Source organism: Paenibacillus sp. LjRoot56 (assembly GCF_964253335.1).
Classification (GTDB): Bacteria; Bacillota; Bacilli; order Paenibacillales; family NBRC-103111; genus Paenibacillus_E; species Paenibacillus_E allorhizoplanae.
In genome coordinates this window covers 610,113-622,358 of the sequence record NZ_CAXURV020000004.1, presented here as the reverse complement: position 1 = coordinate 622,358, position 12,246 = coordinate 610,113, and the positions used below count along the sequence as shown (strand labels likewise).

Below are 12,246 nucleotides of genomic sequence, written 5' to 3'. Positions count from 1 at the left end.
GGGTACTGGAAACTTATAAATTCTTATGTGGTAAAAAGCAAGGCTCTCAAGTGAAAGTTCACTTTGAGAGCCTTGCTTTTTTTGCGGGATCTGCCGTTCTTACATATCCCGGAACAAGCCAATTACACGTCCAAGGATCGTTACATTCTTCAATAGAATGGGTTGTAAAGCGGAATTCTCCGGTTGAAGGCGAATATGATCCTTCTCTTTGTAGAAACGCTTAACAGTAGCTTCATCATCTTCTGTCATTGCTACAACGATATCACCGTTATTCGCTGTTTGTTGTTGTTTAACGATGACATAGTCGCCATTATGAATACCAGCTTCAATCATACTGTCACCCATAATGCTAAGCATAAACACGTTGTTGTCACCAACCATACTTGAAGGAAGTGGGAAATAATCTTCAATATTCTCAGTGGCCGTAATAGGAACACCAGCCGTTACTTTACCAACAAGGGGAACACGAGCGACGGAGACAGCGAATTGGGATTCGGCACCATCCAGCCCTAGAATTTCAATTGCACGCGGTTTGGTAGGATCTCGACGAATCATGCCTTTTTTCTCAAGACGTTCCAAATGGCCATGTACGGTAGAACTGGAGGCTAGTCCAACTGCTTCGCCGATTTCACGAACGGAAGGCGGGTAACCCTTATCTTTCACTTCGTTCTTAATGAATTCCATTATTGCTTGTTGACGCTGCGAAATTTTACTCATAAGATATCACTCCAATACTGGGAATCATTACCCAAAGTATAACATAGAACCCGAGTTCGTACAAACATAAGTTCGAGAAACGGTTGACTCAAACATGTGTTCGTGTTATTCTAATAACAGAACAAATGTTTGGGGGATGAATGATATGTATATGGCTTATTCACAATCTAACGGAACAACAACACTTCGTGGTACTGCTCATACATCCAAAGGGATGACGATTAAACGGGGTTATTCGAAGCTACTACTTCGTTTCATACTGATAGCAGTAATTCTTGGAACTGTGTTTTCGTTCGGTGCGATCGTACAAGCCTATGCAGGTGATGGCAATGTTACCGTGTCTACACCGATCATTTCCGCGCAATTATCAGCGAAAGCTACTCAAAACGAGAAAGTTGTTATTCAAAGTGGTGATACTCTTTGGGGGATTGCAGAAGCTCACAAAAAGAAGGGTGAGAACACGCGTTCTTATATCGAGAAATTGAGAGCATTGAATCACTTATCGAACAGTTCATTGCAAGAGGGGCAAGTTCTACTACTACCTGTATGAGCTAATTCTTAGTTCACTATATAGATGATTGTTCGAGACATAGCCGTCTGTTGCTATGTCTCTTTGCGTTGTATCCTTGACAATCCTAATCGGTGATGGCAAAGTAGTACTCATATTGAAATTTTGACTGGGAGGATTACAATGAGTGACAGCATGGATAAGACGATTGAGCGAATCAATGAACTAGCTCGAAAGGCGAAGACAGTTGGCCTAACGGATGCAGAGATTGATGAGCGAAATGAGCTAAGGAAAATCTATATTAATGCGTTCAGGGGTAACCTGAAGGTTCAACTAGATTCCATTAAGTTTACTGACGAAGAGAAATAAGCCTACTACAATAGATACTACATTCAAAGGGGAAATGAATGATGACGTTGAAAGCTGTGCTATTTGATTTGGATGATACGCTGTTATGGGATGATCGTAGTGTGGAGGAAGCTTTTGCTGCAACATGCGCAGAAGCCGCGAAGCAAGTCAATGGGTTGAACCCAGAGGAATTAGAAGCATCTGTTCGTAAAGAAGCAAGGAGTTTATATGAATCTTTCGATACGTTCCCATTTACCAAAATGATTGGGATTAACCCATTTGAAGGACTATGGGCTAACTTCACACAAGGCGAGGATGAAAACTTCCGCAAATTAGAGAAGCTAGCACCTGGCTATCGCACAGAATCTTGGACAAAAGGGCTTGCAGGATTAGGGATTGAAGATCGTGACTTAGGGTACAAGCTGGGTGAATTGTTTGCAGCCGAACGCCGCAGTCGTCCCTATGTATATGAAGAAACCTTCCGTGTACTAGATGAGTTGAAAGGCAACTACAAGCTTCTTCTTTTAACGAATGGCTCACCGGATTTACAAAAAGAGAAACTAGCAGGGGTTCCTGAGATTGCTGCTTACTTTGATCATATCGTAATTTCTGGAGAATTTGGACAAGGAAAGCCAGCTGCGGCGATTTTCAATTATGCACTGGGTCTGCTTGAAATTAATGCGGAGGAAGGCATCATGATCGGGGATAAACTGACGACAGATATTTTGGGATCAGGAAGCATTGGAATGCGTAATATATGGATTAATCATCATGGGCTTCAAAGTGGCGATGAGATCGTACCTGCTTATGAAGTGTCACGACTTCAAGAAATTTTGCCGATTATCAATAATGGTTAATTTCGTATAGAAATAAAGCCCAACAGCTACTTAAGACGCAATGGTCTGAAGTGCTATTGGGCTTTATTAGGTTACAGTAACTTTAGTGTTAAGCTTTGATAAAGTCAGGATCATCAATGTTGTACGCAACCCAGCCATCTTTTTCGATGAAAAGGCGAACAGCGACGATTTCACGGTTTTCCATCAAAGTGAAGAAATGATTCGTGTTCTCTGGAACAGAAATCACATCACCTGGCTCAAGTTCAACATCGAAATAGCCAAGTTCTTCGGATTTGATAATGAAAATCCCTTTTCCAGAAACGATAGCGCGGATTTCATCTTCGGTATGCGTGTGCACTTGTTCGAATTTTTTTAGAAGTTCTTCAATGTTCGGAGTCACATCTGATAGGGAGATGACATCCCAAATTTCATAGCCGCGTCTAGCAGCTAGATCTTTAATTTCTGCTTCATAAGTGGAAATGATTTCTGCTTTCTCTTCATCACTAAGGATGAATTTCTCGCGAAGTGCTACAGGAAGCTTGTTTGCATCCCAGTGCTCGTATACGACTTCTTGACTATCTAAGAAGGCTTTGACTTCCGCTTCGCCTTCAATACGTTCATTGGTATTGCGGATTCTAATTTGTGCCATGTGATATCCCTCTTTCATAAATAAATATATACATATTATAGTGGATATTAAGTTAACTGTCGATGGAAGGATATAAATTTTTCCGATAAATCCTATAGGAATTTATCATATTCCAAAATCTTTTCATAGAAGCCGTATTCTGTTACACTAAATCTTAACATAATTTGTCGATTTTTTTGATTCTGCGTTAGGAAAAGTTGAAAGGGAGTCTTGTCATGAAGAAACCACCGATTCAAGAACAGCTTAAGAAGAAGATTATGATCCTAGATGGTGCCATGGGTACGATGATTCAGCAAGAGGACTTGACTGCTGAGGATTTCGGAAGTGATGACCTGGACGGGTGTAATGAAATTCTATGTGTCACACGCCCAGATGTTATTCAAAAAATTCATGAAGCTTATTTCGCCGCTGGCGCTGATATGATAGAAACGAATACGTTCGGAACGACGAGTGTCGTACTGGCGGAGTATGATTTACAAGACCGTCACCGGGAGTTGAACATCGCCGCTGCGAAATTAGCGATTGCTGCCGCTGAGAAGTATTCAACACCAGAATGGCCACGTTACGTTGTGGGTGCGATGGGACCGACGACCAAAACCTTGTCCGTGACTGGTGGCGTGACGTTTGAGCAACTGGAAGAAAGCTATTACCAGCAAGCACTTGCGCTTGTCGAAACAGGCGTTGATGCCATGCTTCTGGAAACATCCCAAGATACACTGAACGTGAAAGCGGGCAGTATCGGGATTCGCAGAGCTTTTGAAACATTAGGTGTAGAGCTTCCAATCATGATCTCGGGTACGATTGAACCGATGGGTACAACGCTTGCTGGTCAAAATATTGAATCTTTTTATATTTCCCTTGAGCATTTGAAGCCAATTTCGATGGGATTGAACTGTGCGACGGGACCTGAATTTATGCGAGATCATATTCGTACACTTTCTGGTATTGCTGATACAGCCATCAGTTGTTATCCGAATGCAGGGTTGCCGGATGAGAATGGGCATTATCATGAGTCTCCCGAATCTTTGGCCAAAAAAATGGCTGGCTTTGCTGAGCAAGGTTGGCTCAATATTGCTGGTGGTTGCTGCGGAACGACGCCTGCTCACATTCAGGCAATGGCAGAAACACTTGCCAATTACAAACCAAGAGGGGAATACGGTTCTCATCCACCTGCGATTTCAGGTATTGAAACTGTATATATCGAGCCGGAAAATCGACCAATCATGGTTGGAGAACGGACGAATATCTCCGGATCTAGGAAGTTTAAACGCCTCATTAAAGAAGGCAAATTTGAAGAGGGCTCTGAAATTGCGCGTAACCAGGTGAAAAATGGCGCTCATGTTATCGACATTAATCTACAGGATACGGACATTGATGAAGCTTATGCAGTAGAAGAATTCATGCAAGAAGTTGTAAAAAAGGTCAAAGTTCCGTTAATGATTGATTCCACTTATGATCATATTATCGAACTCGGGCTCAAATATTCGCAAGGTAAAGCGATTATTAACTCGATTAACTTAGAAGATGGAGAGAGCAAATTCGAAGGAATTTTACCTCTGATTCATCGCTATGGGGCATCGGTCGTTTGTATCTTAATTGACGAGCGTGGGCAGGCGGTTTCACGTCAAGCCAAAATTGAGGTAGCGACACGTTCGTATGAGCTTCTTACAGGCAAATATGGCATGAATCCAGAGGATATCATTTTTGATCCAAATATGTTCCCAGTTGGGTCAGGAGATCCGCAGTACATTGGCTCTGCCGTCGAAACAATAGAGGGGATCAAGCTGATTAAGGAGAAGTATCCTCTCGCCAAAACGATTCTAGGACTAAGTAACATCTCATTCGGTTTACCTGATGCAGGTCGTGAGGTTCTGAACTCTGTTTATTTGTACCATTGTACGAAGGCTGGACTTGATTACGCCATTGTAAATACGGAGAAACTAGAACGGTATGCGTCGATTCCTGATACGGAGCGTCAACTAGCAGAGGAACTCATTTATAATACCAACGATGATACCTTGGCGAAGTTCGTTGCCCATTTCCGTGAGAAGAAGGTCGAGAAGAAGGAGAAGATTTCCAACCTATCTCTGGAAGAAAGACTAGGCTCTTATGTTGTTGAAGGCACGAAAGAAGGCTTAATACCGGATTTGGAGATTGCACTTCAAACTTATTCACCGTTAGAGGTCATCAATGGACCGCTTATGAAGGGGATGGAGGAAGTTGGGCGTCTGTTCAATGGCAACGAACTTATCGTAGCTGAGGTGCTTCAAAGTGCTGAAGTCATGAAAGCTTCCGTTAATTTCTTGGAGCCGTTCATGGAGAAATCCGAGACTGCGGTGAAGGGCAAAATTATTTTGGCAACCGTCAAAGGGGATGTTCACGATATTGGGAAAAACCTCGTTGAAATCATCCTATCCAATAACGGATACAAAATTATCAATTTAGGAATTAAAGTACCACCGGAGCAAATCATCGAAGCTTATCGTAAAGAGCAAGCAGATGCGATCGGGTTGTCTGGATTGCTAGTTAAATCCGCACAACAAATGGTTATCACTGCGCAGGATTTAAAGACTGCAGGTGTAGATGTACCGATTCTCGTCGGTGGTGCTGCGCTTACTCGGAAATTCACCAAGACACGTATTCAACCGGAATATGAGGGTGTTGTTCTATATGCGAAGGATGCGATGGATGGTCTGGATATCGCGAACAAGTTGAGTGACCCTGAGCAGCGTAAACGGTTGATTCAAGAGCTTCGTGAAAGCTTGGAATCCGATGTTATGGATACAGGAAAAAAAGAAGAGAAGCTGCCACAGCTTACACGTGTGAGTTCTTCTGCAGTTTCTAAGGATCTACCTGTTCAGGTGCCACAAGATACTGATCGTCATATCATGCGTGATTACCCGATTAGTCATTTGATGCCTTATGTGAACATGCAAATGCTGTTAGGTCATCACCTTGGTTTGAAGGGTAAAGTAGAGCAACTGCTGAGTGATAAGGATTCCAAAGCACTTCAGTTAAAGGACACGGTAGATTCAATCCTTCACGCTGCGCAGCATAACGGTATCATTAAGGCTCATGGCATGTATCGTTTCTTTCCAGCACAATCGAACGGGAATGATGTCATCGTTTATGATCCGCAAGATACGAGCAAATTGCTTGAGACATTTACATTCCCTCGTCAAGATAAAGAGCCTTATCTCTGCTTGGCTGACTATTTGAAATCCGTCGAAAGCGGCGAAATGGACTATGTAGGGTTCCTACTCGTGACAGCTGGACATGATATTAACGAATTGGCAAAAGAGTGGCGTGACAAAGGGGATTATTTGAAATCCCATGCGTTGCAAGCGACAGCGCTTGAAGTAGCCGAAGGCTTTGCAGAACGTGTTCATCACATTATGCGCGATGTTGTTGGTATTGCAGACCGTGTCGATATGACGATGCAAGAAAGATTCGGAGCCAAATATATCGGACAACGTTTCTCATTCGGTTATCCAGCTTGCCCTAATCTCGAAGATCAAGCGAAGCTGTTTAATCTGCTGAAGCCTGAGGATATCGGCGTTGAGCTGACGGAGTCATTCATGATGGAGCCGGAAGCTTCCGTATCTGCGATTGTATTTGCACATAAAGAAGCACGTTATTTTAACGTAGGATAAGATTGCGAGAGCGAGGTAGCGAGTAGGAACGATTCTGTTCCGCGGCATCCTCGCTTTCCGTTTTGCCGATGTGATATTGAGATAGAATGGGGTTTGGCTTGTGGACTTGTATTTTCTAGGAACGGGGGCAGGTATGCCCTCCAAGCAGCGAAATGTAACCTCAATTGCCTTGAATTTATTAGACGAACGGGGAACATATTGGCTTGTTGATTGCGGAGAGGGGACGCAGCAGCAGATTCTGAACTCTCCGGTGAAGTTGGGACGAACGGAGAAAATTTTCATCACGCATTTGCATGGTGATCATCTATATGGGCTCCCAGGAATATTGACGAGTCGCTCTTATTTGGGTGGAGATACACCATTGACCTTATATGGTCCGCGGGGGCTTAAGCAATTCGTTGAAACTGCGCTGGAAGTCAGCGGGGCTCATCTGAGTTATACACTTCATCTTGTAGAGCTTGATGAAGAGGGGATTATTTTCGAAGACGAAAGCTTTCTTGTGAAAACGGCTCGCTTAGAGCATCGTATTGAATGTTTTGGATTCCGAATCGTGGAGAAGGATCAACCTGGCAAGCTTTTAAATGAAAAGCTTAAGGAACTCGGAGTACCACCAGGTCCGATCTATGGCCAACTGAAACTAGGACACACGGTACAGCTTGAGGATGGCCGGACTATACATGGGCAAGATTTCTTAGGTGCCCCAGTTCCTGGTCGTGTGGTCGTCATTTTAGGAGATACACGCTACTGTGAGGGAGCTAAAAAGTTGGCAAGAGATGCCGATGTTCTCGTTCATGAAGCGACCTTCGCCATGGATAAGCAGGAGCTAGCCTACGCTTTCGATCATGCGACTTCGACAGATGCCGCGCGGACTGCACAGGAGGCTGGTGCGAATGCGCTGATCATGACGCATCTTAGTTCGCGGTATCAAGGGGAAAGCGTAAATGAACTGCTTCACCAGGCACAACAAATTCACGCGAATAGTCACTTAGCAAGGGATTTCTGGAGCTTTGATATACCACGCAAAGTGTAAAAAATAAGCTTCTCCCATTAATTACGAATGGGAGAAGCTTATTTTTGTATCCTAACGTCAATTTCCTATGTTCACCTCATACACTAAACAAAACCAACGGAAATCGAGGTGAAGGTATGGAAATTACACTTGGTGAAGTGCTGCTTTCTATCTTTATATCCTCGATCTTTTTCATTATGATTAAGGAAATTAGAAAGTCGTACAAAGATTCAGAATAGTTTGAAGATTAGATCAGAAGCCCTATACGGAATGATAGGGCTTCTGATAAAATAGTTGTAAACGCTTAATAACTGGGGGGTGGACATGACGTATCCGGTTTACAGAGTGACTGTATACCATTTTGCCTTACTCATTTCTATTTGTGTCATTATTGGGATTTTATGTCTATCAAGAGATACCTATGCCTCTGAAATACCAGTTTCTCAGGGGAAATCTGCTGTGGCGTCATCCGTTACAGGAGCTACATATAGTGCAAGTCAAGCAGTGGACGGTTTCATTCATACCAAATGGTTAGCTAGTAATTCGCAACTTCCACAATGGCTAACAGTAGACCTTACGCAAAATGTACATGTTTCACGTGTTGAAACTGTATTTGAACATGTGAATAGCTCATATGCTTACAAGATTGAATCCTCGATCGATGGCATCAATTGGAGCATTTTTGCGGATCGTTCAGCGAATACAGCAATAAATTTCCCTTTTTATACTGACAGTGGGGATGTTCTAGCAAGATTCGTCAGATTACAAGTAGTAGGCGTTGGCTCACCAGGAGATCAAGCCAGTGTATTTGATTTTCGCGTATATTCAACGAGTGAGGCTCAGACGCTTCTGTCACAAAATAAGACTACGGCTGCATTATCAAGTTTCTCTGGTTCTTGGGGCTCTGATAAGGCTGTGGATGGTCAATTGTTAACTAGTTGGGCGCCAAGTAGCCCATCATTACCGCAATGGCTGGTTGTGGATCTCGGGCAACTGCGCAATGTGCAGCGTTTTGAGACGACGTATGCCAATATACAGGATATATATGGTTACAAAATTGATTTTTCAATCGATGGCATCATCTGGTATACCTTTACCGATCGAACAGGGAATATGCAGGCGGGAGATCCGCGTTATGTGGATGAAGGGAATGTCACGGCACGATACTTTCGATTAACAACTACGCGTGTCGCTTCAGGAGGGTATGCTAGTCTTGCAGAGTTTCAAATATATGGTCCTGATGGTGGTTTGAATAATAATCCTAATGCACAAACGCTAACTCGTGTGTATTTGGATGAGGAAGGGTATAACCTGCAACCAACTGGAACGATAGCCAGTTACTTAACAGGGGTTTATGGGAATGGCAATACATTCACTATCCAATCTGGAGCGACCTACAGAATCGCGAATACAGCTGTGGCAACAGTCAATGCGAATGGCGTTATCACGGGAGTTGCTGCTGGCTCAACAACTTTAACGGTAACCTATAATGGCCAATCGACTTCAGCCAATATTACGGTATCAACAAATTTGACGAATTTGAATCGTATTGCATTCGACTCCTATTCATATTCACTTCAATCTGGCTCAACACGGTCTCCCTATGTGATTGGTTATAAAAATGACAGCAGCACACAAACGTTGACAACTGGCCTGACCTTCACGAGTTCAAATCCAGCAGTGGCAAGTGTAAATTCAAGTGGCATGGTGACTGGTATCTCGCCTGGCGTTACGACGATTACAGCATTTTATGGTAGTTTCACAGCATCAGCGAGTGTGAATGTGACAACTACCGTTAGTCGGATTGAAGCAGATGAAAGTACAGTTTACTTGGAGATAAATGGGACACAGTATCTTACAATCAACGCTTACGATCCGCAGTATAATATCACTGACGTAACCTCGAATACGAGCTTCACAAGTTCAAATTCATCTGTCGTTACCGTAAGTAGTTACGGCTATATCACAGCAGTAAGTGCAGGTAGTGCAATCATTACAGCGACTTATAATGGTATCTCGACAACGATTTATGTCACGGTAGGATTCAAAGACATACTAGCTCCTACCTGGAACTATGGTGCCAATGTAACGGTTACACCAAGTTCGGGTTCTTCTGTCACATTAACCTGGTCGGCAGCAACAGACAACGTTGGGGTCACTTCCTACCGGATATATAAAGATTCGGAATTGCTAACTACGGTGAGCGGAAGTGAGCTTACGAAGCAATTATCAGGCTTAGCTGCAGGCATAAACATGAGTTTTAAAGTGGAAGCGGGAGATGAAGCGGATAATTGGTCCTCTTCAGGACCCAGCGTAACTTACACGTTAACAGGAGTTACGAAGTCAACAGATTCTCAGGCACTTCTAATTTCGAGTCAGCGTGTCCGTGAAGCGGCACCTGACGGCAGGATGCTCTCCAAATTCCATGCCGATGATGGTGAGTTACGGGATGCTTTCAACGCAATAAATGAGGGTTCGGCTTCATCTTTGCTATTACAAATTCAAGATGATCACGATACGACAGTCGTCGAATTTGCATCCAGCGTATGGAATGATTTACAGGATATGAATGGAAGTATTCAACTGGATATGAATGCCATTCAGTTTACAATTCCATTGCTTCTTTTCAAAAATCATGTAAGTGAAGCTGAACGTTCGAATGGACTATTCTCAGTGATTATCCGACATGAAGCAAGTCAACTAGCAAAAACACTGAAAGATAAAGCAACTTCCGAACAAACTGCTTTGCTGCTGACCAATCCAATCGGGTTTGAAATCCAAGCAGGCGGCATTCCGATTCGTCATTATGCAAACATGCAAGTGGAGAGATCAATCACTCTTCCTGGTACTTCTTACACAACCAATGTGACCGCTGTACGATTAAATGTGGAAACAGGAGAAATAGCCTTCGTTCCGTCTATCTTAACTGGTAGCGATGGTGCATGGAAGATGGTCATTAAAGACCAATATGGTGGGTTATACACCATCATTCAGAAAGATAAACATTTTGAAGATATGAGGACGCATTGGGCACGAGAAGATGTAGAAAAACTTGCTTCCAAAAGGATCATCTCTGGGGTAGATGAACAACATTTCGAACCCGAGAAGGAAATATCTCGTGCTGAATTTGCTACATTGCTCATCCGTGCCCTTGGTATAGAAGTAAACGAATCAGATCCTGGGATCTCTGGTTTTCAGGATATTAAGGACAATGACTGGTATTCGCAAATGGTCAACACAGCGGCTAAAGCAGGTTTAATTGAGGGTTTTGAAGATGGGACTTTTCGACCGCTATTGCAGGTGACACGTGAGCAGATGGCTGCCATGATCAATAGAACGATTCAAATCACAGGTAGCCAGCAAGTAAACTACGAACAAGATACAGTTCTTAATCCATTTATAGATCAACATGCGATCGACAACTGGGCTAGGCAAGCAATGGCGTTTACCCTGCAAACAGGGTTAATACAAGGCGTCACTGAGACACAACTTAATCCCAATGCCTTCGCGACTCGCGCGCAAGCAGCTGTCATGTTGAAACGGTTATTAATTTATTTGCAATATATCAATTGATGATTCCTATAAACACAATTCGCCTTCGGGTGGGTTGTGTTTTTTTCATTTTTCTCAGCAAATATCAGGATGCTTACAAAAACTTCACAACCAGCAAATCAGCAGAAAATAAAGCTTTGGTAATCTGGAGTTGTAAACTCTAGTCGAGGGGCGTGAGGAAAAATGAATGGAGTACCTCTATTGACGGCGCCACAACCTGCAAAGCTGATCGTGAAACTTGCCAAACATCAACAAGAAATTGAGCAAGCCATGCAACTGCGATATCAAATATTTGTGGAGGAAGAGAAGAATTTACGTTTGATGAATGAACAAAAGCTTGAATGTGATGCTTATGATCCGTATTGTGATCACTTGATTGTTAAAGACCTTGAAACCGATCAAGTGATCGGTACTTATCGACTTCTGCCTGGTGATCGGGCAAGCGAGGGGATTGGATTTTATTCCGAAACCGAATTTAATTTAAGCGCTATGTCAGAACTAAGACAACAATCTTTGGAATTGGGTCGCAGTTGTATTGCTCCAGCTTATCGCGGCGGAAGGGCTATACAAATGTTGTGGGAAGGGATTGCGAGTTATATTAGTGAGCGCAATTTCACTCATTTAATAGGCTGTGCAAGTGTACACTTTTCAACGATTGAGGATTTAAATGAAATTTATACGATGCTGAAGCATAAACAGGTGCTAACGGATCGATTTGGGATAGAACCTCTTGAAACACATCGGATTTCTGGTCTCACGCAGATTGATCTCACTTGTAATGAGAAAGACATGTTTCGCAAACTACCGCCATTGATGAAAGGCTATCAATGGCTTGGAGCTGAAATTGGTGGGGATCCTGCGTACGATGAGCTATTTGGGACGGTTGATTTTTTTATCATCTTACAAAAAGATAAAGTGGCGCGTCGATATAAACGTCATTTTCTACACACGGAGTGAAATGAGGTGGGCTTGCC

General features: G+C 43.0%; 9 protein-coding genes. 7 read left to right on the top strand and 2 right to left on the bottom strand.

Annotated features, from left to right (window positions below; translation table 11 throughout):
• Window positions 1-99: 99 nt before the first annotated feature.
• Complete coding sequence (lexA, locus tag ACSQ8O_RS28685; protein ID WP_056620907.1) at window positions 100-717, bottom strand: transcriptional repressor LexA; 618 nt, start codon at window positions 715-717, stop codon at window positions 100-102.
• Between the two features lie 145 nt (window positions 718-862).
• Here lexA and ACSQ8O_RS28680 point away from each other — a divergent pair, with 145 nt between their 5' ends.
• The 3 genes from ACSQ8O_RS28680 to ACSQ8O_RS28670 all read left to right on the top strand — a co-directional run bounded on the left by ACSQ8O_RS28680 (window position 863) and on the right by ACSQ8O_RS28670 (window position 2,430).
• A complete protein-coding gene (locus tag ACSQ8O_RS28680; RefSeq protein WP_436244464.1) occupies window positions 863-1,267 on the top strand; it encodes a LysM peptidoglycan-binding domain-containing protein in 405 nt (134 codons plus the stop codon).
• Between the two features lie 141 nt (window positions 1,268-1,408).
• On the top strand, window positions 1,409-1,594 hold the full coding sequence (locus tag ACSQ8O_RS28675; protein WP_056620911.1) for a DUF896 domain-containing protein: 186 nt from the start codon (window positions 1,409-1,411) through the stop codon (window positions 1,592-1,594).
• A gap of 41 nt (window positions 1,595-1,635) precedes the next feature.
• Complete coding sequence (locus tag ACSQ8O_RS28670) at window positions 1,636-2,430, top strand: HAD family hydrolase (protein WP_436244971.1); 795 nt, start codon at window positions 1,636-1,638, stop codon at window positions 2,428-2,430.
• Between the two features lie 88 nt (window positions 2,431-2,518).
• Here ACSQ8O_RS28670 and ACSQ8O_RS28665 read toward each other — a convergent pair whose 3' ends face one another.
• A complete protein-coding gene (locus ACSQ8O_RS28665) occupies window positions 2,519-3,058 on the bottom strand; it encodes a 1,2-dihydroxy-3-keto-5-methylthiopentene dioxygenase (RefSeq protein ID WP_436244463.1) in 540 nt (179 codons plus the stop codon).
• 215 nt (window positions 3,059-3,273) lie between these two features.
• Here ACSQ8O_RS28665 and metH point away from each other — a divergent pair, with 215 nt between their 5' ends.
• The 4 genes from metH (at window position 3,274) to ACSQ8O_RS28645 (ending at window position 12,229) form a co-directional block, all read left to right on the top strand.
• On the top strand, window positions 3,274-6,711 hold the full coding sequence (gene metH, locus ACSQ8O_RS28660) for a methionine synthase (protein ID WP_436244462.1): 3,438 nt from the start codon (window positions 3,274-3,276) through the stop codon (window positions 6,709-6,711).
• A gap of 100 nt (window positions 6,712-6,811) precedes the next feature.
• Complete coding sequence (gene rnz / locus ACSQ8O_RS28655; RefSeq protein ID WP_436244461.1) at window positions 6,812-7,741, top strand: ribonuclease Z; 930 nt, start codon at window positions 6,812-6,814, stop codon at window positions 7,739-7,741.
• 303 nt (window positions 7,742-8,044) lie between these two features.
• A complete protein-coding gene (locus tag ACSQ8O_RS28650; RefSeq protein WP_436244460.1) occupies window positions 8,045-11,293 on the top strand; it encodes a discoidin domain-containing protein in 3,249 nt (1,082 codons plus the stop codon).
• 162 nt (window positions 11,294-11,455) lie between these two features.
• Window positions 11,456-12,229, top strand: a complete 774-nt coding sequence (locus ACSQ8O_RS28645) for a GNAT family N-acetyltransferase (protein WP_056620919.1) — start codon at window positions 11,456-11,458, stop codon at window positions 12,227-12,229.
• Window positions 12,230-12,246: the final 17 nt, after the last annotated feature.